27 protein-coding genes and 1 riboswitch are annotated in these 26,054 nt (G+C 42.2%); of the genes, 8 read left to right on the top strand and 19 right to left on the bottom strand.

Features of this window, described 5'->3' with window-relative positions; all coding sequences use genetic code 11:
- Positions 1 to 289 precede the first annotated feature (289 nt).
- Together FHW89_RS02235 and FHW89_RS02230 are read right to left on the bottom strand one after the other, a co-directional pair.
- On the bottom strand, positions 290 to 2,431 hold the full coding sequence (locus FHW89_RS02235; RefSeq protein WP_172333368.1) for an alpha-N-acetylglucosaminidase: 2,142 nt from the start codon (positions 2,429 to 2,431) through the stop codon (positions 290 to 292).
- 166 nt (positions 2,432 to 2,597) lie between these two features.
- Positions 2,598 to 3,590: a zinc-binding alcohol dehydrogenase family protein gene (locus FHW89_RS02230; RefSeq protein WP_172333367.1), complete on the bottom strand. Its 993-nt coding sequence runs from the start codon at positions 3,588 to 3,590 to the stop codon at positions 2,598 to 2,600.
- A gap of 195 nt (positions 3,591 to 3,785) precedes the next feature.
- On the opposite strand from FHW89_RS02230, the gene FHW89_RS02225 reads away from it, so the two are divergent.
- A complete protein-coding gene (locus FHW89_RS02225; protein WP_172333366.1) occupies positions 3,786 to 4,580 on the top strand; it encodes an SDR family NAD(P)-dependent oxidoreductase in 795 nt (264 codons plus the stop codon).
- Between the two features lie 53 nt (positions 4,581 to 4,633).
- On the opposite strand, the gene FHW89_RS02220 is transcribed toward FHW89_RS02225, so the two are convergent.
- Positions 4,634 to 4,834, bottom strand: coding sequence for a hypothetical protein (locus FHW89_RS02220; RefSeq protein WP_172333365.1), 201 nt, complete (start codon positions 4,832 to 4,834; stop codon positions 4,634 to 4,636).
- A gap of 206 nt (positions 4,835 to 5,040) precedes the next feature.
- Between FHW89_RS02220 and FHW89_RS02215 the strand changes: the two genes are divergently transcribed.
- The 4 genes from FHW89_RS02215 (at position 5,041) to FHW89_RS02200 (ending at position 8,153) form a co-directional block, all read left to right on the top strand.
- Positions 5,041 to 5,484, top strand: a complete 444-nt coding sequence (locus tag FHW89_RS02215) for a DUF4442 domain-containing protein (RefSeq protein WP_371742416.1) — start codon at positions 5,041 to 5,043, stop codon at positions 5,482 to 5,484.
- Between the two features lie 22 nt (positions 5,485 to 5,506).
- Complete coding sequence (locus FHW89_RS02210) at positions 5,507 to 5,953, top strand: GNAT family N-acetyltransferase (RefSeq protein WP_172333363.1); 447 nt, start codon at positions 5,507 to 5,509, stop codon at positions 5,951 to 5,953.
- 30 nt (positions 5,954 to 5,983) lie between these two features.
- Positions 5,984 to 6,610: an RNA-binding domain-containing protein gene (locus FHW89_RS02205; RefSeq protein WP_172333362.1), complete on the top strand. Its 627-nt coding sequence runs from the start codon at positions 5,984 to 5,986 to the stop codon at positions 6,608 to 6,610.
- 163 nt (positions 6,611 to 6,773) lie between these two features.
- Positions 6,774 to 8,153, top strand: a complete 1,380-nt coding sequence (locus FHW89_RS02200) for an MATE family efflux transporter (RefSeq protein WP_172333361.1) — start codon at positions 6,774 to 6,776, stop codon at positions 8,151 to 8,153.
- Between the two features lie 116 nt (positions 8,154 to 8,269).
- On the opposite strand, the gene FHW89_RS02195 is transcribed toward FHW89_RS02200, so the two are convergent.
- From FHW89_RS02195 to FHW89_RS02170, 6 genes are all read right to left on the bottom strand, one after another.
- The gene (locus FHW89_RS02195) at positions 8,270 to 9,172 is read right to left on the bottom strand and encodes a histone deacetylase (protein ID WP_172333360.1); all 903 of its coding nucleotides are present in this window, start codon (positions 9,170 to 9,172) and stop codon (positions 8,270 to 8,272) included.
- A 106-nt stretch (positions 9,173 to 9,278) separates the two neighbouring features.
- The gene (locus tag FHW89_RS02190; protein WP_172333359.1) at positions 9,279 to 10,133 is read right to left on the bottom strand and encodes a bestrophin family protein; all 855 of its coding nucleotides are present in this window, start codon (positions 10,131 to 10,133) and stop codon (positions 9,279 to 9,281) included.
- Positions 10,134 to 10,188: 55 nt separating this feature from the next.
- Complete coding sequence (kynU, locus tag FHW89_RS02185) at positions 10,189 to 11,469, bottom strand: kynureninase (protein ID WP_172333358.1); 1,281 nt, start codon at positions 11,467 to 11,469, stop codon at positions 10,189 to 10,191.
- Between the two features lie 105 nt (positions 11,470 to 11,574).
- Positions 11,575 to 12,177, bottom strand: coding sequence for a DNA-3-methyladenine glycosylase (locus FHW89_RS02180; protein WP_172333357.1), 603 nt, complete (start codon positions 12,175 to 12,177; stop codon positions 11,575 to 11,577).
- On the bottom strand, positions 12,174 to 12,821 hold the full coding sequence (locus FHW89_RS02175; protein WP_172333356.1) for an alpha/beta hydrolase: 648 nt from the start codon (positions 12,819 to 12,821) through the stop codon (positions 12,174 to 12,176). Before FHW89_RS02175 ends, FHW89_RS02180 begins: the two co-directional genes overlap by 4 nt.
- Positions 12,818 to 13,297, bottom strand: coding sequence for a GAF domain-containing protein (locus FHW89_RS02170; RefSeq protein ID WP_172333355.1), 480 nt, complete (start codon positions 13,295 to 13,297; stop codon positions 12,818 to 12,820). Before FHW89_RS02170 ends, FHW89_RS02175 begins: the two co-directional genes overlap by 4 nt.
- 510 nt (positions 13,298 to 13,807) lie before the next feature.
- On the opposite strand from FHW89_RS02170, the gene FHW89_RS02165 reads away from it, so the two are divergent.
- Entirely contained in the window at positions 13,808 to 14,551 is a 744-nt protein-coding gene (locus FHW89_RS02165) for a DUF3291 domain-containing protein (protein ID WP_172333354.1), read from the top strand.
- A gap of 122 nt (positions 14,552 to 14,673) precedes the next feature.
- Positions 14,674 to 14,922 carry a hypothetical protein gene (locus FHW89_RS02160; RefSeq protein WP_172333353.1) on the top strand — a complete coding sequence of 83 codons (249 nt, stop codon included), beginning with the start codon at positions 14,674 to 14,676 and terminating at the stop codon, positions 14,920 to 14,922.
- Positions 14,923 to 15,138: 216 nt separating this feature from the next.
- Here the strand turns inward: FHW89_RS02160 and FHW89_RS02155 are convergent, their stop codons facing one another.
- The 4 genes from FHW89_RS02155 to FHW89_RS02140 all read right to left on the bottom strand — a co-directional run bounded on the left by FHW89_RS02155 (position 15,139) and on the right by FHW89_RS02140 (position 19,643).
- Complete coding sequence (locus FHW89_RS02155; protein WP_172333352.1) at positions 15,139 to 15,855, bottom strand: diphthine--ammonia ligase; 717 nt, start codon at positions 15,853 to 15,855, stop codon at positions 15,139 to 15,141.
- A gap of 450 nt (positions 15,856 to 16,305) precedes the next feature.
- Positions 16,306 to 16,995: an NAD-dependent deacylase gene (locus tag FHW89_RS02150; RefSeq protein ID WP_172333351.1), complete on the bottom strand. Its 690-nt coding sequence runs from the start codon at positions 16,993 to 16,995 to the stop codon at positions 16,306 to 16,308.
- Positions 16,996 to 17,074: 79 nt separating this feature from the next.
- Positions 17,075 to 17,638 carry a DUF6580 family putative transport protein gene (locus FHW89_RS02145; protein ID WP_172333350.1) on the bottom strand — a complete coding sequence of 188 codons (564 nt, stop codon included), beginning with the start codon at positions 17,636 to 17,638 and terminating at the stop codon, positions 17,075 to 17,077.
- 52 nt (positions 17,639 to 17,690) lie between these two features.
- Positions 17,691 to 19,643 carry a TonB-dependent siderophore receptor gene (locus FHW89_RS02140; RefSeq protein WP_172333349.1) on the bottom strand — a complete coding sequence of 651 codons (1,953 nt, stop codon included), beginning with the start codon at positions 19,641 to 19,643 and terminating at the stop codon, positions 17,691 to 17,693.
- Between the two features lie 124 nt (positions 19,644 to 19,767).
- Positions 19,768 to 19,969, bottom strand: a riboswitch (cobalamin riboswitch).
- A 47-nt stretch (positions 19,970 to 20,016) separates the two neighbouring features.
- Between FHW89_RS02140 and FHW89_RS02135 the strand changes: the two genes are divergently transcribed.
- On the top strand, positions 20,017 to 21,273 hold the full coding sequence (locus FHW89_RS02135) for a serine hydrolase (protein WP_172333348.1): 1,257 nt from the start codon (positions 20,017 to 20,019) through the stop codon (positions 21,271 to 21,273).
- 65 nt (positions 21,274 to 21,338) lie between these two features.
- Here the strand turns inward: FHW89_RS02135 and rplT are convergent, their stop codons facing one another.
- The 6 genes from rplT to FHW89_RS02105 form a co-directional block, all read right to left on the bottom strand.
- Positions 21,339 to 21,683, bottom strand: coding sequence for a 50S ribosomal protein L20 (gene rplT, locus FHW89_RS02130; protein WP_078346323.1), 345 nt, complete (start codon positions 21,681 to 21,683; stop codon positions 21,339 to 21,341).
- A gap of 78 nt (positions 21,684 to 21,761) precedes the next feature.
- On the bottom strand, positions 21,762 to 21,962 hold the full coding sequence (gene rpmI, locus FHW89_RS02125; protein WP_022829872.1) for a 50S ribosomal protein L35: 201 nt from the start codon (positions 21,960 to 21,962) through the stop codon (positions 21,762 to 21,764).
- Between the two features lie 88 nt (positions 21,963 to 22,050).
- The gene (gene infC, locus FHW89_RS02120) at positions 22,051 to 22,617 is read right to left on the bottom strand and encodes a translation initiation factor IF-3 (RefSeq protein ID WP_090470682.1); all 567 of its coding nucleotides are present in this window, start codon (positions 22,615 to 22,617) and stop codon (positions 22,051 to 22,053) included.
- A gap of 1 nt (position 22,618) precedes the next feature.
- Positions 22,619 to 24,544 carry a threonine--tRNA ligase gene (gene thrS, locus FHW89_RS02115; RefSeq protein ID WP_172333347.1) on the bottom strand — a complete coding sequence of 642 codons (1,926 nt, stop codon included), beginning with the start codon at positions 24,542 to 24,544 and terminating at the stop codon, positions 22,619 to 22,621.
- Between the two features lie 452 nt (positions 24,545 to 24,996).
- Positions 24,997 to 25,527, bottom strand: a complete 531-nt coding sequence (locus FHW89_RS02110; RefSeq protein WP_172333346.1) for a DinB family protein — start codon at positions 25,525 to 25,527, stop codon at positions 24,997 to 24,999.
- Positions 25,528 to 25,536: 9 nt separating this feature from the next.
- Positions 25,537 to 25,974 (bottom strand): cupin domain-containing protein, encoded by a 438-nt coding sequence (locus FHW89_RS02105; protein ID WP_216650447.1) that lies wholly within the window; start codon positions 25,972 to 25,974, stop codon positions 25,537 to 25,539.
- Positions 25,975 to 26,054 lie beyond the last annotated feature (80 nt).

The following is a 26,054-nucleotide window of genomic DNA, read 5'->3' as shown; positions in this document are numbered from 1 at the left end:
TCTAATCTTAACACAAACGTTTGTGTTAAACCTTTTAATTGACGGGAAAGTAAATTTAATTTTATTTAACTGAGTTTAAATACACACTAAACATTCATTATTTACAGAATATAATCCATTAATAATAAACTTATAAATAACATAAGTTTCATCATATAGCATTATCGGCAAAAAATAGCACACAAACGTTTGCTATCCATAAAAAACAAACTATATTATAATAGTTTTAATACATAAGAAAGGGGCTTTATATACATAAAACGCCTTTCTTCTCTAATAAAATAACTTATTATTGACTAATCAATTTTATCACCCGGTCAGCTTCGGTTAAAAAATTGCCGGTTCCTTTAGTTGGATAAGCGTTTTGCTGCCTGGCCCAGTTTTTTTCAACAGTAAAATAGTCAACTGTTTTTGAGCGTTGCCCTTTAAGCCGGCTATCCAGTTCGTTGAAAAACATTTGCCAGCGATGCAGGTAAAAACTACCCAGCATACCACCCCACTCTTTATTGGCGTATTCGTGCAGGTCGGTCTTTGGGTTATAATCCGGCCCCCAATAGGTTATTTGTGCCCTGGCATTCCACTCGCAAAGTTTTTTATCATCTGGGGTAATACCAAAGGCTCTGGCCTGCTTCAGCCATGTACCCAGCATAAAATTGGGTTCGGTATTTAATAACTCGTTTTGCAAGCGTATCATTTGCAGAAACAGATCTCTCCATTTTTGATAAGCCTTAATATCTTTTGCCTTATAGGCTTTCATACAATCAACATAAACCACCCGGCCCTGGTTTGACATCACCTGCCTGGCCAGATCAACCATATCAACCTTAAAAGTAACCGAGCCTTGAAATTGTACAGCAGCTTTGCGGAAAAGCCGCAATGCCTGCACCGGTTTCTGAGCATCGTACTGCGTGGAATCGGATCCCCATGTGGATGTGTTGGTCACATTTTCAGAGGGCCGGGCGCAAAATATAGCTTCTGCGCCTTTGGAATCGGGTACACCGTACAAAGAATTTAATAATAGTTTCCAGCCCTCATAAACGTCCTTATTATAGGCCCCGTAACGGTACGAGATATACCTTTTGATCACATTATCCATATCGGCTCCAGGTTCAGACCAGGCCGTTTGCAAGGCCAGGTCAAAAGCAACAGGATTAGCAGTGATTGATTCAGGGATAATACCGATCCCTTTCATCCATTTACCCTGCGGCGATCGGTATGCCCGCTGAGGTTCAGTAACCAATCGCTTCAGATCACCTATCATGGTGATCTTACCGCCCCAGTCATTTACCGAGCCCCATATGTAAGGTGTCCCCTCAAAACCATTCCGGCTTTCCCATTCGTTAAACTCTTCTCCTTTTAAATCCAGGATCAGCACATTTTCCTTTTTGAGTCCCGCTAACAGCTCTTTGCGGGGATTGTCCTGCCAACCCTGTAAAACCCAGATGCTGCCGGGATAATATTGCTGCATGATCTTTTGAATATCGCCAGCCGCCTCCGGAACATCAATGCCCGTTGCTTTGCCACCCTCATGAAACAGATCGCCGCCAAAATACTGGATGTCCTTACCATACAATGTTTGCATTTCAGTATAATACTGACGGGCCATTTTTATGAACAAGCTATCTGAAGGGGCCAGAAACGCCGGACGCTGAAAGCCACCCGCCCATTTTCCCTGCCTTACAATTTTAGCTTTAGGGTATTTTACAGCCAGGTTATCCGGCACCAGCCCGGTGAATGCCTGCAATACCGGTTGGATACCCAGTTCTTTCATTCGTTTTATTATTTTTTGCTGAAGAAGCCCCCATTTGTTAATCATACCATCGCTCACCGGCCCACCCCAGCCTTCCATATTACCCATCAGCCACCATGCATTAAAACCCGGGCCCGGGATATAAGCGCGAATCTCGCTATCCGTATAACCCAGACTAGTCAGCATTTTTTGCCATATTTTTTCGGTGCCTATGGGAGCCAGCATAGTGTTTATACCGTTGAGGGCCATCCAATCCAGCTCCCGTTCCCAATCATTCCAGTTATAAAAGCTGTACGTATAATTATAGGTGCAATAATTTAAGGCGTAACGGATCTGAAAAGGTGTATTTACGCTGACAGTATCTGTAACTGCAGGTAGCTGTGTTATCGCTCTTACATTATCGCCATAATGAGAAAGCGACATGTGGGCATAATTTTTCAGATAATAATTTACCCCGTAGGCCGCCGCCGACACCGTACTGGCCTCGATAACCAATGACCTACCATGCTGATAAAGCCGAAAGGTATCTCCCTTATCCTTTATGGTTGTTTTCCGGAACTGGACTTTTCCTTTTAAAAAAGGGAACTGCCTATTGATGAGTTGCTGAACCTGGCTGTATTCCTGGGCATGGGGCAAGCTAAACGCCATACAGGCTATCATTAGGGTAAATATCTTCTTCATAATTGCATGAAGATATCATCCTGATGAGTAAGCGGCTCATATTTTGATCAAATTTCTCTACACAAACGTTTGATGATCACCCATAATAAGCAAGGGGAGCGCTCTATATAAATAAAGCTCCCCCCTTCTCCTATCAAAACACCTTGTTATTAACTAACAAGCTCTTTTAAAACCGGATCAGTACCTTACCAAAAGGCCTGTCTTCAATTAAATAACGTTGTGCTTCGGCAGCATCGGCAATATCAAATACTTTGGCCACTATGGGTTTTATTTTTTTCTGCGCTAATAATGGCAGCAACTGATCCCATACCTGTTTTTGTTCTTCGGCATTAAACCATCCAGCAAGGCTTTGCCCCCTCATTTGTAAACCCTTCCATACAAAATCGGTTATGTTGGCTGTGAATTGCACACCCGCCGAGTAGCCAATGGTAACCAGTATACCATTACGGGCCAGCGAATGAATGGCCTGACCGGTTAAATCTCCACCGATACTGTCAACCACCAGGTCTACCCCTTTCCCTTCGGTTATTCTTAATACACCATCGCTGATGGATTCTTTGGAAAGATCAATAACATTTTCGATACCCGCTGACCGGGCGGCTTCGGCTTTTTGAGTTGAGCCTGCAGTAGTGATAACCAAAGGCGAGCCATAAGCTAATGCCAGTTGAATAGTGGCGTTACCAACAGAGCCACCCGCGCCTAATGCCAATACACTTTTGTTGTTGGTAAAATCACCTTTATTTAAGCTGGCCTGTGCCGAAAAAAACGCAACCGGAAAGGTGGCGGCTTCTTCATCAGATACATGATCGGGCGTTTTAATCAGTTCCTGCGGGTATAAAGCCAGATACTCTTGCCAGGTTCCGTTGCTTGAGATGCCTCTTATCGAACCATCGGGTGCAAATGGTGATATGATCACCCTTGTCCCCTCCGCAAACTCGCTGTTACCATGTACCACTACCCCGGCGGCCTCGTTGCCCAAAATCATAGGCGGCTTTTTTGCCTGCGGTATTAAACCTTTTCTGATAGTATTATCTACTGGGTTCACCGCGGCTACATTTATTTTAACCAATAATTGCCCCTCCTGTAGTTCCGGGATATCAAGGTCGACTACTTTAAGGGTTTCATATGCTCCGTATTCTTTAAATTGAATTGCTTTCATGTTAGTTTTCGTTGTTCAAATGATCAGCCGATCATTCATCGAAGCAAAATTATACCGATTGGTATAATTTATTATAATTGGATTGTCACACTTTTAAATTTCCATTTTGTCAGCACCATTCCATCTTTTGTTTGTAATGATATATGCCGACAAAACATTGGTACTTTTAATCATCAACTTAATTATAGAAAGAATATGGATCTTCAATTGAAAAATAAAGTGGCGCTGGTAACCGGTTCAACCGCCGGCATTGGTTATGCCATAGCTAAATCACTGGCTGCCGAAGGCGTAAAAGTATATGTAAATGGCCGTACCGATGAGCGTGTTAAAACCGCGGTAGAGCAGATCAAAAAAGAAAGCGGCAGCCAGGATGTTTATGGCTTAACCGGCGATGTGGCCAGTAAAAGTGACATTGACCGTATGATAAACAGCCTGCCTGATGTTGACATACTGGTTAATAATGTAGCGACTTTTGAACCCAAGGCATTCCAGGATATTCCTGATGAGGACTGGCTGAAATTTTATGAAGTAAATGTATTGAGCGGTATCAGGTTTTCCAGGGCATATTTTGACAAGATGCTCCAAAAAAACTGGGGTCGCATTATTTTCATCTCCAGCGAGTCGGCTATACAAATTCCCGAAGAAATGATCCATTACGGCATGACCAAAACCGCGCAGGTAGCCGTAGCACGTGGCCTGGCCGAGCTAACTAAAGGAACAGGAGTAACGGTAAATTCCATTTTACCTGGCCCCACCCGCTCAGAAGGCGTTGGTGGTTTTATTGACAAGCTTGCTGCGGAGAAAAAACTAACTGCCGGCGAAATGGAGAAGGAGTTTTTTAAAAACATGCGCGGCACATCTGTCATTCAGCGTTTTCTTGATCCGGATGAGATTGCCAACATGGTTGCTTATATAGCAAGTCCGCTATCGTCAGCAACCAACGGGGCTTTGCTGAGGACCGATGGAGGCGTGATCAAAAGCGCGTTTTAAAATAATTGCCGGATGATGCTCTCATCCGGCAATTATTTATTACGTAACCTGTGTTAATGAACAGGCTTTGTTGTGGTGTCTTTTTTAGTAGTATCGGGCTTTGCCGTGGTATCGGTTGCTGCGGGGGCCATCTTTTTTGAAGTGTCGGTGCTCGTACTATCTGATCCGCTGGCTGTTTTTGAAGAACTACAACCCGCTGCTATTGCACCTACCATCGTCGCGACAAGTGCCAAACGTAAAATTTGCTTTTTCATAGTTATCTGTATTTGAATAAATTATCTATTTTATATAGAATACCTTATTAACCATACAGCAACAATTTTGTTTAAGTTAAAAAATCTATCACCCTATTTATATACCAGGAACAACCCTAATTTTACATTATAAATGCTATTAATTTCTTATAATTTTCAGATATTTAGGGTCTATGGTGGTATCTGAACGAATGTTAAAGTGGGCGATGCGTTTATACCCCCCTCTTTTTTTTCAGCGTATCTGGGTGATAAAATTTGATAAGGGGTTTAAGGGTGTTAAGGTAAAGATCGCTAAGAGCATCCTGAATAAAAACTATAACAATGCCATTTTTGGTGGTACCATTTTTTCGGCTGCCGATCCGTTTTACCCGATATTGTTTCACCAGTTACTTATTCAAAAAGGTTATAAATTAAAGGTATGGTCAAAATCATCAACTATACATTACTTAAAACCAGGCTCGGGTAATTTGTATTTTACGATAACTTTAACCGACGCGGAGATTGAACATGCCGAAATGCTGTTAAATACCGAAGGCAAATACATGGTACACCATCCTATTGATATTTATAATAAAGATGGTGAAATGTGCGTATCAGTAACCATTGAGGTGTATTTGCGCAATTTAAATTTTACAAGTACTAACTTATAATTCTATCTTAATGGCTACATATATGAACGATGAAGTCTTTATCAAAAAAGGCTTCCTGATATCTACCGATAAAAGCTTACTCAACGTTGATCTGATATACAATTACCTGAACGACGACTCCTACTGGGCACAGGGCATCCGGCGTGAAGTGCTGGAAAAAGGCATTGCCAATTCCATGTGCTTTGGCATTTATCAGCAAGGTGTTCAGGCCGGTTTTGCAAGGGTTGTTACCGATAATGCCACCTTTGGCTATTTGTGTGATGTTTTTGTTTTGCCCGATTTCCGCCAGAAAGGCCTGTCTAAATGGCTGGTACAAACTATCGTTAAACATCCCGATCTGCAGGGATTAAGAAGATGGTCATTAGCTACTTTAGATGCACAGGGCCTTTATAACCAGTTTGGATTTACCCAGATAGTTCACCCCGAAAGATGGATGGAAATACATACCCCTTATATTAAGCCTCAGTAACCAGTTTAACGGATAGGATAAAGCGCAAACATGAACCATATCAAAAAATTGATATTTGAGGGCGAAGGTGTATCACTCGACTTTAAAAAAACAATTACAAGCTGCGAAAAGATTGCCCGCACCATGGTATCCTTTGCCAATAACAAGGGCGGCAAACTATTGATTGGTGTTGCCGATGATGGTACCATTAAAGGTGTAAAATCTGAAGATGAGGAGCGCTATATGATCACCAAAGCTGCGCATATGTTTGCCAGACCGGCTTTGGAACCCATATTTGATGAGGTTTATGTGGATGATAAACTGGTGCTGGTGGTAGATATACCCGCAAGCGACCTGAAACCGCACTACGCCCTGGCCGAAGACGGCAAATGGTGGGCCTATGTGAGGGTAAAAGACAAAAGCGTACTGGCCAGCAAAATTGTTCTGGAGGTGCTTAAACGCTCATCAAGTGACGAGGGAGTATTAATTGAATACTCTGAAAATGAAAAATCACTATTGCAATACCTGGAGCTGCATACCCGCATTACCATTAAAGAGTGCGCTGAGCTGTTAAAGATAGGCCGGCGACGGGCACAACGCATCCTGGTTGACCTGATATTATCGGGACTTATCCGCATCAATACCACCGAAAAAGAAGAGTTTTATACGGTAAGCTGATAAACCTATAGCTTAAAGCCGAAGGCTAAAAGCTATATCAATACCAAAACTATTGCCCGGTGCTGACGCGGTAGCCAAAAAATTTATAGTAATTTTGCCAATAACCAGCAATGCAGCTTTGGGCTCTCTGCCTTTAGCTTTCTGCTCTCCTGTACCTGAATAAATGAAAAACGTTTTCCTGAAATACAAACCTTATTATGGCGAAAGCCTTAAACTGGCTATCCCCGTGGTGATATCACAGCTAGGGCATACGCTGGTTCAAATGTCCGATTCTATTATTGTGGGCCACTTTGCGGGTACAGTATCACTTGCCGCGGTGTCATTGGTGAACAGCCTTTTTATGACGCCGTTGGTTATTGGCATGGGTATCTCCTATGGCTTAACTCCCCTCATCGCACAAAATAACGGTCGGGGAAATGTTAAAGAATGCGGTTTACTGCTATCCAACAGTTTGTTTTTAAACATCCTGAGTGGCATCCTGTTGTTTGCCGGCATTTACTTTGGCACTATGCTGCTCATTGGTCATTTGGATCAATCGCCAGAGGTGGTAACCGAAGCCAAGCCTTACCTGCTGCTGCTTAGTTTATCATTGATACCGCTGTTGATATTCAATACTTTTAAACAGTTTGCCGAAGGACTTGGATTTACCAAACAAGCCATGCTTATTTCCATCTGGGGTAACGTACTGAACATCTGTTTGGGAATCATCTTTGTAAAAGGCCTGTTTGGTGTACATCCTATGGGCATTAAAGGTGTTGGCTACAGCACCCTGATAGATCGTTGTGTGATGGCCATAGTAATGGCTACATACGTTTTCAGATCGCCCATATTTAAGCAATATCTGAAAAGCTTTGCAATTAAGAACATCGATCGCCTGCGGGGCATACAGATTATGAAGATAGGCGCGCCGGTGGCTTTGCAGTACACATTTGAGGTAAGCGCATTTGGTGGGGCCGCCATTTTAGTAGGTGTTATCGGGCTCGATCAGCAGGCCGCGCACCAGGTAGCCATCAGCCTGGCATCCATGACCTACATGATGGCCAGCGGTATATCTGCCGGGGCGGCCATTAAATCGGGCAATTATTTTGGTGCGGGCCATCATCAAAATCTGCGAATGTCGGCTATTTCCAATTATCATATTGTGCTGGCATTTATGTCGGTCACCGCGCTCATATTTACTTTCGGCAGGCATTTACTACCCTGGATAATAACTTCCGATCAAACTGTTATTGACATTGCAGCACAGTTACTTATCATAGCGGCCTTTTTCCAGTTATTTGATGGCGCGCAGGTGGTTGGCCTTGGCATCCTGCGCGGTATGGGTGATGTAAATATCCCCACCATTTTTACCTTTTTGGCGTACTGGGTAGTGGGCTTACCCGTGGGTTATCTATTAGGGATCAAGCTTAACCTGGGCGTAAACGGAGTTTGGTATGGTTTAACTTTAGGGCTGGCAACAGCTTCGGTGTTGTTATTTATCCGGTTTAATATTATAAGTAAAAGGCACCGACAAGACACTGTGCCGATACTGGCGAAGGATTAAAAGAAAACCTTATTGTCATCCTGAGGAAAGAAGGATCTACTCTGCGATTGAAAAGTTTCATAATAGATGCTTCATTGCGTTCAGCATGACAAGCATTTTTTAAAAATTAACCATTATCAAAAATACAGATCAGCCGCTACCTTAAAAGTATTGCAATGCGCCTCCACAATATCTTTGATCTGGGGTGAATAACCGCCACCCATACTAACCTGTACCGGCAGATTATGGGCGATACACTGTTCAAACACAAACTGATCGCGGGCTTTGCAGGCTTCTTTACTCAGGGCCAGTTTACCCAATTTGTCGGTCGCCAGGATGTCAACACCCGAAAGGTAAAATATAAAATCGGGCTTTTGTTGTTGGATCAGACCAGGAAGGGCACCATACAGTATACTTAAATATTCATTGTCTTCAACTCCATCAGCCAGTGGAATATCTAAGTCGGATGTCTCCTTACGATAAGGAAAATTATTTGCACCGTGCATCGAGAAAGTGAATACCCGGGGCTCGTTTTCAAATATCTGGGCGGTACCATTACCCTGGTGAACATCTAAATCAATAATTAAGATAGATTGAGATAAATTATTATTTAATAACCAGTTAGCCGCTATAGCCTGATCGTTTAACAAGCAAAAACCTTCGCCCCAGTTACTACCCGCATGGTGCGTACCCCCGGCTACATTAAAAGCGATACGATCATCAAAAGCAAACCTGCAGCCATCGATAGCTCCCTTAGCTATCCTGATCTCGCGCTCCACCAGCCGAGCTGATAGAGAAAAACCAATGCGGCGCTGCTCCTTTTCGGGCAAGGTCAAGTCGCGCAGTTGGTGCCAGTAATTTTCATCGTGTGTTTGCAGGATAATATCCTCCGATAACACATCCGGCGAAAACAAGTTATCGCGGCTGATCACACCTTCATGCAGCAATTGAGCAGGGATCAGCTCATATTTCAGCATCGGGAAGCGATGTCCTTCGGGCAGCGGGTGCGCGTATATGGGATCGTAGGCTATCTTGAACATATAATTTCTTTTCTACCCATCACGTCATTGCTGCACAGCGTGACAATGACGTGGGGCTGTTTTTCATCTGCACATCTGAAATTCGCACATCTGCACATCTAAAAACCTAACCCAATATCTCCCCCACATGTTTCTGAATATTCTCGCAGATATTATCCAGCGGCAGGTCGTTCGCATCGTAACCAAAGGGGTCTTCTATCTCCTCGGCCAACAGCTCGATACTGGCAAAAACAAACAATACAAACGCAATGATCGGGATAATAAAATACTTCAGATCAAAGGCCCAGGTAAAGGGCAGTGTCATGATGTAAGTAAAAATAAACTTCTTGATAAACACATTATAAGAAAAAGGAATAGGTGTTTTTTTGATCCGCTCGCACCCACCACAAATATCTGTAAATGAAGTTATTTCTGCCGTAATACTAAACAATTGCTCCGGATTAATTACGCCACTTTTATTGAGCTTGTACACGTTTTCGATAATAGCCGAGGCCACCTGATTGGGCACATGTTTCTGCGGATCGATGGTAATGAATTCAGATTCTTCTGGTACATATTTGTCGCGCAAATGATCCCGGAGCGAGCGTGCATAAAGCGATATCGTGTAGTTGAAAAACGCAGCGTCATTGTCACCAACCAGGTGCCTTAGCTTGATGGCCAGGTTACGGCTGTTATTGGTCAAACTCCCCCAAATCTTACGTCCTTCCCACCAACGGTCATATGCCGAATTGATACGGAATGCCAGCAATAATGAAAATACAAAACCAATGGTTTGATGAATGTAACCTACCTTGCGGAGCAAGCTACTATCGGGCAATTGCCAAAAATCGATCAAAAAATAAGTCACCACACCAGCGTACGCACCAACCGCAATCATCAGCGGAAACAGCTCCCGCATCGTATCGGCCTTATTAATCTTGAAAATAAAAGAAAACCACTCTTTAGGATTATAGTAAACCATGTTTTGTTAAGTCAAAAGTAAAAATTCAAAATTCAAAAGCTTTCCTGCTTCGGTATTACTGCTTTATCGCCGCAGCCATTTGTTGCACGGTTTTATACACATCCTGGAATGTATTGTAAAGCGGTACCGGGCTCAGCCTGATCACATCGGGTTCGCGCCAATCGCCTATTACGCCGTTATCGGCCAGGGATTGGAAAATAGCTTTGGCATTCCGCTTACAAACTACCGATAACTGACAACCCCGCTTCTGCGGATCTGCTGGTGTAATGATCTTAAACACCTCCTCGCCCTGCGCCGTATTCAACTCATTGATCAAAAACTCCATATAACCCGTTAAAGCCACGCTTTTCTCGTGCAGGACACCAATACCACCCGCTTCATCAAAAATAGCCATAGAAGCCTTAAATAAAGCCAGGAGCAATATCGGACTGGTGCTCACCTGCCAGCCATCGGCGCCTTTAGCCGCATCAAAGCCGGGCGCCATCAAAAAGCGCTTATCTGACCGGTAACCCCACCAGCCCGCAAAGCGGTCTAATTCTGGATTGTCGAAATGCTTTTCATGCACAAAAACACCACTGATTCCACCCGGACCTGAGTTCATGTACTTATACGAGCACCAGCAGGCAAAATCAGCACCCCAATCGTGCAATCTCAGCGAAACGTTACCAGCAGCATGAGCCAGGTCGAAACCCGCGTAGGCGCCGGCTTTGTGAGCCGCAGCGGCAATGGCTTTCATATCGAACAGTTGACCGGTATAATAATTGATGCCGGCAAACATCACGAGGGCCAGCTCATCGGCATGTTCATAGATAGTTTGGAGGATATCTTCAGTGCGTAAAGTAAGCTCGCCTTCACGCGGAAAGACCTCCACGATAGCATCCTTTGGATCAAAGCCATGGAACCGAACCTGGCTTTCCATAGCGTACTGATCTGACGGAAAAGCCCCCCCTTCCATGATAATTTTAAATCGATTACTATTTGGCTTATAGAAACTTACCATTAATAAGTGAAGATTCACTGTAAGTGAATTCATCACCGTAACTTCATTTTCCTGTGCACCTACAATGCGGGCTATCGATGGCGTAAGCTGTTGATGATAAGCAAGCCAGGGATCATCGCCCTGGAACCAACCCTCTACCGCGAGGTTCTGCCAGGTACTGAGCTGATCGGCTATATATTTCCCTGCCGAGGCCGGTTGCAGACCTAAAGAATTGCCGCATAAATAAACCGCGTCGGCACCCCGATGTTGGGGAATCAGAAAACGACTCCTGAAATTTCTTAACGGATCAAGCGCGTCCTGCTCCAAAGCAAACGCTAAACTATTTTGATAATTCATCGAGCCAAAGATAATTAATTAGTGAGTGGGGAGCAGCGAATGGTGAGTTTTCACTTCAAATAAAAAACCTTACTAAGTCCCCTATTACTACTACCTACTCACAACTCACTTATTCGGTTTACTTACATAAACATCACCTTTCACGTAAAAGCGATACGGCAACAGCGCATCTTCGGCTGCATAGGCAACCCCTATCCGCGGTCCTACCGTTATCTGGTCATCGGTAAAATTCAACCCACGATCTTCCAACCAGAGCGTGTCGCTCTGCAAACTAATAGCATTAATATTCCGGGAAATACCTAAAGCTTTAGCGACAGAACCCGGTCCGGCAGTGATGGTTGATTTAAGTACCGGCATATTACGCCGCGCCTGCATGGCCTCGATACCATCGGTTGGGTGCATGGCCCTGATCAGGATAGCCTGGGGATGCCCTTCTGTAGAAGTTACGATATTAAACATTTCGTGAATGCCGTAGCACAGATAAACGTAGGCTATACCACCCTGCATAAACATGGTTTGGGTACGTGGCGTAAGTCGGCCGCCATAGGAGTGCGCGGCTTTATCTACGATGCCATTATAGGCTTCTGTTTCAACAATATAACCACCCGTAGTTACACCATCAATACAGGTAAATAAATACTTACCTAATAAACTTTTACTTATAGCCACCACATCGGTGCCCAGGTAAAACTCTTGGGGCAACTTCATTTTTTGAGGATGTTTTTTAATAATTTATTGATCTCTTTTGCCTTATCAAATATCATAATATGAGTACCACCTTTAACAATGGTGGCACCAATGATACGCTTAAAAGAGAACACCAGATCCTTATCACCGGTGATATGAAAGAGATTTGGCGGGATAATATCGTTTTTCCAGTGTAGAACTACCCCCATGGCCCACTTCACAAAAGTCGGTGATGAATTTTTCAGCATATCGTTAAACAACCAGGCATCTTCTGCACTCATATGCCCAAATAAAGGCTTGATCATAAAGCCCATTGCGGTGAACAATTTCCCGGGAATAAGCTTATAAATGGGCAACGCGCGAAAGACACTAAAATACCCGGGCGCTTCGCTATTTGTTTTGATGCTCGATACCAGGATCACCTTTTTCACCGGGATCTGTTTTGCCATTTCCACAGCTATCATTCCGCCTAAGGAGTTACCTATAAGGATCGAATTAGGCAATATATGATATTGATGGATAAGTTTTTGCGCATAAGTATTTAAAGTATCTGATTGATGGGGTTCAATCCAGTCAACAGGGATCACTTCATGATCATGAAGGTCGATATTGTTATAAACCCGGGTATCGGCACCCAAGCCAGCTATCAGATAGATCCTGCTCATGCAAAGTTCAGCAGCTTTACAATTTGCTCCAGGTACAGCGCATCGGTTTCATCAAACTGATCCAGCAATTCGCTGTCCACATCCAAAACGGCAATCACTTCTCCATTATGAAATACAGGCACTACAATTTCTGATCGCGAAAGCGAACTACAGGCGATGTGACCAGGGAAGGCTTCCACATCGGGCACTACCAGCGTTTTGGCCTGCTGCCATGCCGCGCCACAAACACCTTTACCTAAACCAATACGGGTACAGGCTACGGGGCCCTGGAACGGACCTAACACCAGTTCGCCATTTTTTACCAGGTAAAACCCTACCCAAAACCATTTAAACTGCTCCTTTAAAGCCGCGGCCACATTGGCCAGGTTAGCCACCAAATCAGGCTCGCCATAAAGCAGTGCCTCAATCTGCGGAATAAGCGTAGTATATTGCTCAGTTTTATCGGTTGATGTGGTTATGTTTAAATCCTCTGCCATAGTACAAAAATAACAATGTACCGCAGAAAGTACATCAACAGCATATCATATTTAGGCTGTTGACGGGATAAAGGTATTTGCCGCGTGATATTGACCCGCCTTGACATTGCTGCATATTTCCTATATGTCATTGAAAGGAGGAACGACGAAGCAATCTCCTTGCGTTCTCATCGACGAGAATAGCTACGAGATTATTAATGTTGTTAACTGTTTTTTACGGCATTAATGAGCTCCCGCTGGTCGGTTGTCCACGCTTCTCTCAGCAATGACATGTTTTTTTACCCCGTCTTTGCACGGAAGGCGAACTTGAATACCAATCCAATAAATCTTTTTAAAGTTTTTAAAACCATCAAAAATTTGTTAAAAAACGTCAAAATAACTTTAAAGCGTTAATAAAAATGATGATCACTTGTTCTTTTCACCCTGTTTTTGATCAGAAAATTGTTAAAATTTGAGGTTTAAAAAGTTTTTTGGCGGGGGTTTTACAATTAATGTTTTATTTAGCAAAACATGATCGTTAGCCTTACCATTGTCCGATACCGGAAACTTTTTATCCCTTTTGCATTGCTGGCCATGGCCATACATCGCCTGCCCATGTGGCTGCAAAAAGGCTGTAGTTTTTATAAACTGCTGGGCTCGGGTCATAATGGCACATTTGATTTGCAGCCCGACTGGCAGCAATGGGGCCTGCTGGCCTGCTGGGACAGCCGGGAAGATTTCGATCGATTTCAGGCCAGCTCTGTTGTTTCGGGCTGGTGGAAAATATTTGGCCATGAAGGCTGGACGGTACTATGTGAACCTCTGCAAAGCCATGGCAAATGGGATGGCAAAACACCCTTTGGCAACCCGGAAATAAAAGAGTATACCGGCCCTATCGCAGTACTTACCCGTGCTACGATCAGAATAAGCCGGTTGAAGAACTTTTGGTCGCATGTAGACGAGGTAGCCAACCTGATGGCCAAAGCACCGGGTTACATTACCTCTTTTGGCATTGGCGAAGCGCCGGTTTACCGCCAAGCCACCTTTTCGGTTTGGCAAAGCCTGGATGCTGTGAAAAATTTCGCCTACAAAAGCCGCGAGCACGCAGAGGTAATCAAACTCACCCGCAGCGAAAACTGGTACAGCGAAGAACTTTTCGCCCGGTTTGAAATACTGGAAAGCTTTGGATCACTCCACGGAAAAGATCCTCTGGAAGATACTGGAGCAAGGATCATTGGAGCAAAGAACAGGAATTTTGAGAGCAAGGATTTTTAGAACGAGAATTTAAAGATTAAAGACAAAAGTTATTATTCAAAAATCCTTACGCCTTACTCCAAAAATCTTTACTCCATAAACAACTCACTAATTCAATAAATCACTAATTCAATAATTAATCTATGAGAATTATAGCCGAACTACCGCACCCGGATTTTAAAATATCCATCCTGAACATGAACCAAAAGTTTATTGTGAAGATAGAACAGGGCGCCCTGGAACAAAGTTACAAGATACCCGAGATGGATTTGACGGATGGCGTAAACAGTGTTTTTGAATTACTGGATGAAGAGTTTTTGAAAACGGTAGGCGCTCGCTTTACCGAAATGCGAAAAGACTTCAAAGAGTCATATTATCGGTACAATTATTAACCATAACTATCTATAATACAGTTATTTAATTTTAAATAGCATTACAAACAGAATTTTATTCTGCAATAAAGGCTAATTTAAAGCCAAAAATAATTCCTTATTGCTATTAATTTACACCATTACTTTGTATTTATTATTTAATTAATTGTAATATAAATAGTTATACATATATAGAAAATTTAATTCTGCGGCTATTTTTGCCAAATAAATGGGAAGTTATGCCAAAACAAGGTCGCAATACCAAAATCCTGAGCGTTTTTGATCAGTTACCGAAACGCAGGAGTCATCGGCATTTTGGGGCGCTTTATATTCTTTAAAAATCTTCACTCCTGTTTTGTAAGGTATCGTATTTTTAAAAATCGGGCCCTTAAAAGTGAAGGTGTGGAACTCACCATTCTCGCCGCAAACATCTACATCATCGGGCAGGGCATCAATCAGTTCCGGGCTGATCTCCTTCCCTACTATGCGCTCCAAACGTTCCTGGGTACAGGCTATCACGGTACCAAAGCCAAGGCTTAAAAACTCACTAATCAATTCGCCGGTATCACGTTTCCACAAGGGATATATGCCTCGCAAACCTACCTCGCTCAGGCGGGCATCGCGGTAAGCTTTCAGGTCTTCTAAAAATATGTCACCAAAAATGGCATGGGTAATACCCTCGCTCTTAAAATACATGAGGTGGCGGTGCATCACCTCGTCATATTCCTGCATACCGGGCATCTCGGGCAGGCGGATCTGGTATAGCGGGATGCCGATACTCTCAGCCTGTTTAATCAGCAGTTCCGTACGCACACCATGCATGGATATCCTGTCGGCCGCGTCATTAATAGTGGTAACCAGGTATTTGATCTCCAGATCAGGGTTCTGAAGACAATAATATAAGGCTATGGCGCTGTCCTTACCCCCGCTCCAATTGAATATGCACTTTTTCATTATTTTTTAATTAGTGATTTAGCGAATTAGTGATTTTTAAAAATGCCAGGCAGATTTAAATTATTATTTCTGAAGTTTTGCAGTTCACACGAGCAATGTCATTAAAGGTTTACTACTCCGTAGGAGTAAAAGCTTTGTAGCAAACAAAGAATAATATTTTAGCATACCATAGGTATGCAACCTGAGTGCAGTACCCACGGCACTGAATGAAAATCGACTTTTTTACTACAAAGCTTTAACCCCATGGGGTTTGCAAAATTCTTTAATTTAATAACATCACCCCTTGATCTTGAGGTCTCTTACCCTCAAAAAGTGGGTTTACATGTAAACCCACTTTTTGAGGGTAAATTATATTTAAATATTTGATTTTCAGATAATTATAGTAATTCAAACCATAAAAAGTGTAAACCATGTAAACCCACTTTTTAGATGACTACTTAACCCCTTAAATTATTGATCTTTCAGAAGCTGATCTACCAATGCAGGTACGCCAACAGTAGCCCTCTCCTGTATTTTTATCAATTGGCCCCTCACACTTACATCCGGTATCTTTGGGTCGATAATATATCTTGGGATCTCCGGTCGCACATAGCTGATGAGTCCCGCAGCCGGATATACCGCCAGGGATGAACCTACAAGCATAAAAACATCCGCATCGGCACAAATACGCGCGGCGGGGCCTATCATGGGTACGTCCTCGCCAAACCAAACGACATGGGCCCTCAGGGGCGAGCCTAATTCACACACTTCATCCACCCCAATCTCCCAGCCATTAATGGGATAAGTAAGCTCAGGATCGATACTTGATTGCGATCGGGTTATAATACCATGCAGGTGCATTACATTGGTGGAACCAGCCCTTTCGTGCAGGTCATCGATGTTTTGGGTAATGATAGTTACCCGATATTTTTCTTCCAGTTGGGCGAGAGCATAATGAGCAGCATTGGGTTGCGCTTCTAATACCGATTTGCGGCGCTCGTTATAAAATTGCTGTACCAGAGCCGGGTTTCGCTGCCATGCCTGCGGTGTTGCCACGTCTTCTATATCGTAACCTTCCCACAGGCCGTCGCTGTCTCTGAAAGTCTTTAAACCGCTCTCGGCGCTTATACCTGCGCCTGTTAGCACTACCAGTTTTTTCATAGGTATCTAAAAATTATATATCCATAAAAAAAGCGACCTGCCCTGGTGGCAAATCGCTTTTCTATATTATTGAGTTAGCTTAAAGTGCCAGTTGCTTTTTAGTGCGTAAAAAAGTGTATTTGGTTTTAGCCAGTTCAAAACCGCCAAATAAAATAAAGCCAAATACTAAATTGCCAAATACCATATTCTTTTCGAATGGGATGGCGTTAACCAACGATGTGCCATAACCGGCTAAGGTGTGGGGATATAAAGTTCCCGGTAGATCGGTGAGCAACCAATGGATCAATACGGAAGCAACGGAAGCTAAAACTACATTCAGTACAGTTACTTTTTTAATCAGGCTACCCACCAGGATCATTAAAATAAAGGCCAGATACGTCCATTCGGCACCGCTATACCATAAAGTTAATTTATGGAAGTACAAGTAATTCAGGATAATATCCGTTCCGAAAAGGGCCAGCATTACCGTAACGTAGCTTTTCCATTTATCGGCAAAATACACACCGCCAAATATAGCTATGGCTCCTACCGGATTAAAATTACTCAGCTCCTTATACTTAAATGCCAGCAACCTGAACGCGGCCGCTACCACGATCATCAGTATCAATACGATATTGCGGGTTGTATTATCTTTTGAGTTCATGATTCAAATTTATGAGGTAAAATTACTTATAAATGTACTAAATAAAAAGCTGCTAATTAAACTGGTATTTGGCCCCAAGCATGAAGTTGATACCCATGGTATTGTAACCCAACCAGTCGGTATATTTTTGATCCAATAGATTATTCAGATCGCCAAATACGCGCAGGTTTTTGGTTGCCTTCAGCTCCAGGTGCAGATCGGCCAGGTGATAATGTTTTAGAGTAACTACTGTAGACGGATAGGTTGCAAAGTTTTGATCGGTACGGTTGCCGGTATATTTATAATTCACGCCAAATGAAAAATCTTCAATAACCTGGTAGTTAAAATTAATGCCTAATGTGCTTTTTGGTCTGCGGTAAAGATTGGCCGTTTGTACGCCCTTTTCATCGGTCAATTTACCGTTTACATAAGTATAATAGGCTGCAGCCGTTAATTTATCAGCGTGATAATTCAACTCGCTCTCAAAACCTTTATCCTTTTGAAACTGACCGTTTTGATAAAAAGATGCAAAGGGCGAAACAGACTGAGTAAAGAAATAGATCACATCCTTAGCATTCCGTTTATAGAAATGGGTATTGAATGTCAGTGCGTTTTTAACAATCTCCCAATCAAAACCAGCTTCATAGGAGGTAGTAGTTTCGGGCTTTAGTTTTACATTACCATATTGGGAATATAACTGATACAATGATGGCGATTTATAGGCTGATGCTATTGATCCGAAAATTTTAAATTGATCGGCCAGGAACAAAGACGGGTTAATGGTATAGGTAAAATTATCGCCATACGTGCTATGGTGATTGTATCGCCCACCCAGTTCCATGTGAAAAATATCAGCTTTAAAAAACAAAGAAGTATAAGCGCTGAATATATTATTATGAGCCAAATTATCGGCGATAGTACTGGCTCCGGGATGATAACCTGTTGATTCATATAAGCTATATTGGGTAGTGTTGCTATATTTAAAACTTACCCCACTGGTTATGTCAAAATATTTACCTAATTCTTGATTCAACACAACTTCGGCATTGGTAATACGCCCAATATTTTTAGTTATCTGGTGGGTAGAATCGTTGTCGGTAGGAAAGTTTTTAAAATTATTCCAAACTGTATTTTGCGATATATTGAAACGCAGCGACCCTTTTGGCAATATTAATTTAGCCCCTAAACCTCCAAACAAAAACGTATTGTTGTAAGTATAATTTTGATCGTCGGTAAATGCTCCGTAGGGTAAATTACCTGATGTATAGCTTGTTTGCAGGTTTCCATTCAGGCTGAAATTCCTGGAAACTGCCTGATTGATATTTACACTCGCCGAACGCTGATGAAAGCCATCTTTTTTAAAATTGCCTTTACCCGTTGTATCTGTTGCTGCCGCAAAACCTCTTGAATCGGAATTGGAAATATTTACAGCAACTCCCGTTTTGTTTACCGTTCCATTTAATGAAGCCGACTCTTTGAAGGTTTTATAACTACCACCCATTAGCTGCAGGCTACTTTTAAGTCCTTGCCCCTTTCCTTTTTTGGTAATGATATTGATAACACCGGCCACAGCGTCTGAACCATACAAAGTTGATCCGCTTCCTTTTAAAATCTCGATATGATCTATCAGATCCAATGAAAAAGCGTTCAGGTCATAACTGCCGTCTATGGCTGCTGCATTGTTCACTGGGAAACCATCAATCAATATCAACGTGTTTCCTGTAGATGCTCCATACAGATAAATGGATGTAGCGATACCCGGCGCATTCTGGGCGCCCGAAAATGTAAGTCCCGGAACGGTATTTAGTAATTGGGGTAAGGTTTTCCCCTGTGAGCGATTAATCTGCTCGGCCGGGATCACGGTAACTACCCTGCCTATATCAGATAGTTTTTTTGGTGAGCGGGTAGCGGTAACCACTACATCATTAAGCAATCGCGTAGTATCCTGCGCTTGTGCTGTGGTTACCAGCAATGTAGCCTGCAATAATCCAATTCCTAAAATACCTTTAAAGTAAAGTTTGTCCATATAACCTGTTATAATTAAATAATGCTTGTTATCAACTTATACTATATCCAATATATGATCAGGGCAAATGAAAATACACTCAATGAAGGGCATTCACATTCAAGCTTCAATCCCCGAAAGCTATGAATACTATAAGTGCCTGGGCAGGTGTTCTGACTTGCTCCCCAAATTGCCCTGCCTTCCCATTCTTTTCAGAACAGTGGCCATAAGAGTGGGCAATGGTTAAAGAGCTTACAGCTGCGGGACAGTTACGGATTATTCACCGTATTCCCTTTTAATTCATTTACAGTAATAAACCGTATGAAACCTAAAGCGCAACAAAAGTAAGCTAACTATGAGCAATCGCAAAGTAACAATCTGTATATTTATGATAATGAAACCGTACATTACATTTCTGTTGCTGGTAATCGCCATATCCAGCTTTGCTCAGCAACCTGATACTGTTTTCCTGAAAGAGCTTTTACAAAGTCATCCGGAGCTATTTAGTAAGATATTGAGCCATCCTACCCAAAATGAGGTACAAATATTGTATACGCAAATCGACCGAGATAAAAACAACACACCGCATTTTAAGTCATACAGTTATCGACTTAACGCTAAACATTATTTCTATCCTGCCAGTACAGTTAAACTACCAACAGCCATTTTCGCGCTGGAAAAACTTCACGAATTACATGTTAAAGGCTTAACCACAAGATCAACTATGATCACCGACAGCGCCTTTGCCAAACAAACCAGGGTAAAAACAGATACCTCATCGGCAAATGGGCTACCCAGTATAGAGAATTATATTAAAAAAATCTTATTGGTAAGTGATAACGACGCTTTCAATCGCTTGTATGAATTTGTTGGCCGTGAAGAGATCAATCGCAAACTAAAAAAATACCAGTTATATCATACCCGTATTGTGGGTCGGCTGGCAGTAGGCGATGCCGGAGAAAACACAAGACATACCAACCCCATTACTTTTTACGATGGAAACCAAGTGGTATACCGCAAAAAGGCATTATATGATAGCTTAAACTATCCGATGCGCCTGGATAATATGATTATGGGGAAAGCCTATCTGGACAGCAGCGACCGCCTCGTGAATAAACCCTTTAATTTGAGTGAAAAAAATGTGTATTCTATTGCCGATCAGCAGCTGGTATTAAAGAGACTCCTTTTTCCGCAATCATTTCCGACGAATCAGCGCTACAACCTCACATCTGCCGATTATGCTTTCATATACCGATATATGAGTACATTTCCTACAGAAAACATAAAACCAACCTATAACCGACCAGACTATTTCCCGGCATACTGCAAATTTTTATATTACGGTGGAGATAGTTCGGCGGTAATTGAACCCAATATCAGGATATTTAACAAAGTAGGCGACAGTTATGGATATGATATTGACAACGCCTACATTGTCGATTTTAAAAATCATGTTGAGTTCTTACTAACTGCGGTAGTGCAATCAAATGAGGATGGGGTTTATAACGATAATAAATATGAATACGCCACGATTTGCCTTCCATTCCTAAAAAATCTGGGGCATGTTATTTATCAAAATGAATTGAAAAGGCCTAAAAAACATCTGCCCAATTTAACTCAATTCCAATTTAATTACTCACAGACAAAATAACTTCATACTAAAACAAAAAGGCCTTCTGAATAAACAGAAGGCCTTTTTTATTAAGCTTGCGCTAATTATTTTACTGCATCAATCACGGCTTTGAAAGCATCTGGATGATTCATCGCTAAATCAGCCAATACTTTACGGTTTAAACCGATTTCTTTTGCTGCTAATTTACCTATTAACTGAGAGTAAGAAATTCCGTGCTGACGGGCACCTGCGTTAATACGCTGTATCCACAAAGCTCTGAACTCTCTTTTTTTGGTTTTGCGGTCACGATAAGCGTACTGTAAACCTTTTTCAACTGTGTTTTTTGCAATGGTGTAAACCTTGCTACGTGAACCCCAATAACCTTTGGCGAGGTTCATGATCCTTTTCCTGCGTCTTCTCGACGCTACTGCGTTAACTGAACGTGGCATCTTGTTTGATTTTGGTAGTGAGTGCCTGTTTTTATAACAGAACTTAAAACTCTAATACCTGGTTAAAAAATTTGTGAATTACTTTCCGATACAAAGCATACGTTTAACGTTACCCATGTCAGCATCAGAAACTAAGCTGGTGTGACCAAGGGCGCGCTTACGTTTTGTCGACATCTTGGTTAAGATGTGGCTTTTGTATGCGTTTTTTCTTGCGATTTTACCGGTTCCAGTAAGCTTAAAACGCTTTTTTGCACTGGAATTGGTTTTCATTTTTGGCATAACTCTATTTATTTGTTTTTAGATATTAACGTTTCTCAACGTTTTCCTTTATTTAATGGTACAACGTCAACGTCGTACTTAAAAATTATTATTTTTTTACTGCTTTAGGAGCTAGAGTTAAAAACATCCTTTTTCCTTCAAGCTTTGGTAACTGCTCTACTTTACCGTTATCTTCCAACGCCTGTGCAAAACGAAGTAACAGGATTTCGCCCTGTTCTTTGTACACAATGGCACGGCCTTTAAAGTGTACGTAGGCTCTCACCTTTTCACCGGCTTCCAAAAACTTCATGGCATGCTTCAATTTAAATTCAAAGTCATGGTCATCGGTATTTGGTCCGAAACGGATCTCTTTAATAACCGTTTGCTTGGCATTGTTTTTTATCTCTTTTAGCTTCTTCTTTTGTTCATAAATGAACTTATTATAGTCCGTTACCTTACAAACCGGTGGGACAGCGTTTGGAGATATTTCAACCAGGTCGAGCTCTTGCTCCTGTGCAATTGCCAGCGCGTCTCTTAAAGAGTAAACTCCCTGCTCAACGTTATCGCCTACCAGACGAACTTCCTGAGCCCTGATGAATTGATTAATGTTGTGTTCAGCTTCTTTTTTCTTAAAAGGAAGCCTTGGTCCTCTATTGAAAGGTTTGTTTAATGCCAAGTTATACTTTTATTTCTTTAGTTATTTGTTCTTTAAAATCTTCTATGCTCATACTTCCCAAATCGCCCTGACCATGTTTCCTTACAGAAACCAAGCCTTCAGCCGCTTCTTTTTCACCTACAATCAACATATAAGGGATCTTTTTGACTTCAGCATCACGTATCTTACGCCCTATTTTCTCGTCTCTAAAATCAATCAGCCCGCAAATATCGGAATCTTTTAACACATCAGAAAGTTTTTTTGCATATTCCTCAAATTTTTCTGATATGGGCAAAATAATAAACTGCTCCGGCGACAGCCAAAGCGGGAAATTACCTGCGCAATGCTCAATCAACACCGCTATAAAACGCTCCAGGGAACCAAACGGCGCCCTATGGATCATTACCGGACGATGTTTTTGATTGTCACTGCCAGTATATTCCAGTTCAAAACGTTCAGGAAGATTATAATCAACCTGTATAGTACCCAATTGCCATTTACGACCCAGGGCATCCTTCACCATAAAATCAAGCTTAGGGCCATAAAAAGCGGCTTCGCCCAATTCCTGAACGGTGATTAAACCTTTTTCTTCGGCAGCTTCAATAATTGCCGACTCAGCCAAAGCCCAGTTTTCGTCAGTACCGATGTATTTACCCTTATTTTCAGGATCGCGAAGCGATACCTGCGCAGTATAGTTCTCAAAACCAAGGGCTTTGAATACATACAACACCAGATCAATCACTTTTTTAAACTCATCCTTTACCTGATCTGGGCGGCAAAACAAGTGCGCATCGTCCTGAGTAAAGCCACGTACACGGGTTAAACCATGCAGCTCGCCGCTTTGCTCGTACCGGTAAACAGTACCAAATTCCGCCAAACGTACCGGCAAATCTTTGTAAGAGCGCGGCTTGCTTTTGTATATTTCACAGTGGTGCGGGCAGTTCATTGGTTTTAAAAAGAACTCCTCTCCCTCCTGCGGTGTTTTTATCGGCTGAAATGAATCGGCGCCATATTTTTCGTAGTGACCTGATGTTACATACAGGTTTTTATGCCCAATGTGTGGTGTAATTACCTGCTCATACCCTGCCCTAACCTGCGCTTTTTGTAAAAAGCTGGTCAGTCGTTCACGTAATGCAGTGCCTTTGGGTAACCACAATGGCAAACCCATACCCACTTTTTCAGAGAAAGTGAACAATTCCAGTTCTTTACCCAGCTTGCGGTGATCGCGCTTTTTAGCTTCTTCGATCATGTGCAGGTAATCAGTTAACTCGCTGGCTTTGGGAAATGTAACCGCGTAAATGCGTGTAAGCTGTTTACGGGTTTCGTCACCGCGCCAGTAAGCACCGGCCACGCTCATCAGTTTAACAGCCTTAATAAAGCCTGTATTAGGGATGTGCGGCCCACGGCATAAATCGGTAAAATTACCTTGTGTATAAAAAGTGATCGAACCATCGGCCAGATCCTTGATCAGATCAAGCTTGTATTCATCGCCTTTTTCGGTAAAATATTCAATCGCATCGGCTTTGCTCACCGGTTTGCGGATGTACTCTTCTTTGGTTTTGGCCAGCTCAATGATCTTATCTTCAATCTGTTTAAACTCATCAGACGAGAATTCACGATCACCAAAGTCAACATCATAATAGAAACCGGTTTCAATAGCCGGACCGATACCAAATTTGGTACCCGGATACAGGGCTTCCAGGGCTTCGGCCATTAAGTGGGCTGATGAATGCCAGAAAGTTGATTTACCCGAAGCATCATTCCAGGTTAATAATTTAACGTGCGCGTCCTGTTCAATGGGGCGGCTGGCATCCCAAACCTGACCATCAACTTCGGCGGCTAATACGTTACGTGCTAATCCCTCGGAGATCGACTGGGCGATCTGTGCGGAAGTAATCCCCTTGTCATACTGACGAACGGATCCATCAGGAAGTGTAATACTAATCATCTACAACTATGATTTAAATTTTTATAAAATTACGTTTGCTGATCACCTACAAAGTGATCTTTATTTTTGTGGCGCTAATTTAGGATTTTATTTTGATTTAGATTTTCTAAATCCCTATACCCTTTCCAAAAACTTTTTAAACCTTAAATTTTAACAATTTTCTGATCGAAAACGGAGTAAAAACGGCTGAAAATTGATTCAAAACCATCAATTTTAACACTTTTTAACAAATCTGAACACTGTTTTGTTATGCTTTTAAAACTTTAAAAAGTATTAAATATTTAATTTTCAAATAACTATATGCAAAACAGACAATTTTTGATCATGTCTTGGTCTTAACTAAACAGCCCGCTGCTCTTAGAAAAAGAGCAGCGGGCTGTTATAATATAAAGATACGAAATCCGGAGCAGACCGGCAAATCCGGCCCCCCCAGGGCATAACACATGTTGATTTTAGCTCAGGTATTTTTCTTTAATAATATTAATATGATGCAGCTCGTGCCCGGCAATATGATAGGCAAGGGCCCTTACCGTAGCGTCATTGGCGGTGCCGGTGCCATGTCCCATCCTGCCGAAAGCATTATCGGGAAGGCCATTAAATAAAGTTATGGTTGCCCGCCTCACGGCCTCATACTCTTCAAAAATATTATCGAGCGAACGGCTGTCGGCTTCCGAATAAAGCGCATAGCTATCCTGGTCAAAACCGATGAGGTTGTTTTTTTCGTTACGGGCAAAGCGCAGGGCACGATAGGCAAAAATGCGTTCGTCATCAATAATATGTACCAGTGTTTCTTTTATACTCCATTTACCAGGGGCATAGCGATAGTATAAGACATCTTCGGGTAAGGAATAGACCAACTGCTTCACCATATCAAAATTATCCTGCAGGTGCTTTAATATCAGTCCATCGGTAGGTAGTAATTTCATGTACATGATAGCGTACGACGGGTATTCTCCGGGTTGGGGTGGTGGTATTATTCTCATCAATGGTTTTTACTTATCTGTTTTTTCGGGCAGCATTTTTATTAATTCGGTTTCGCCGTTAAGCAGGTAATAGGCCACAAATTTAAGCGGTTCGGTATCCGATTGGTTATCAAAATGCGCGATGGTAGTATTTGCAGGTTCATAAAAGGCATCGCCTGCGTGTAATACTTTAGCGGATTGTCCTTCTACCTCAAACAATACCGTTCCCGAAACAATGTAGCCCATTACCGGTATAGGGTGCTGATGCCTGCCCGTTTTTTGTTTTGGGCCAAAATTAATCTCACGAACATCAACACTGGAAACATTACGCGTTGGGAATTGAGCCAGCAATATCTTTTTTCGGATGATACTATCCGGCAGGTTGAATTTATCAGGATGTGGTAAACCTTTAGCACTTGCCATACCGGCCACTGCCAAACAAAGTAATAAAACGGCTAAGTTTTTCATACTGTTATGACGTGGCAATATCATTTTTGTTTCAATGTAACTTGCAGTTAACCATAAACCCTTTTTGTTTTTTCCTAAGG

This window comes from Mucilaginibacter sp. SG564 (assembly GCF_013149275.1).
Classification (GTDB): domain Bacteria; phylum Bacteroidota; class Bacteroidia; order Sphingobacteriales; family Sphingobacteriaceae; genus Mucilaginibacter.
This window is presented reverse-complemented; position numbering and strand designations above follow the sequence as displayed.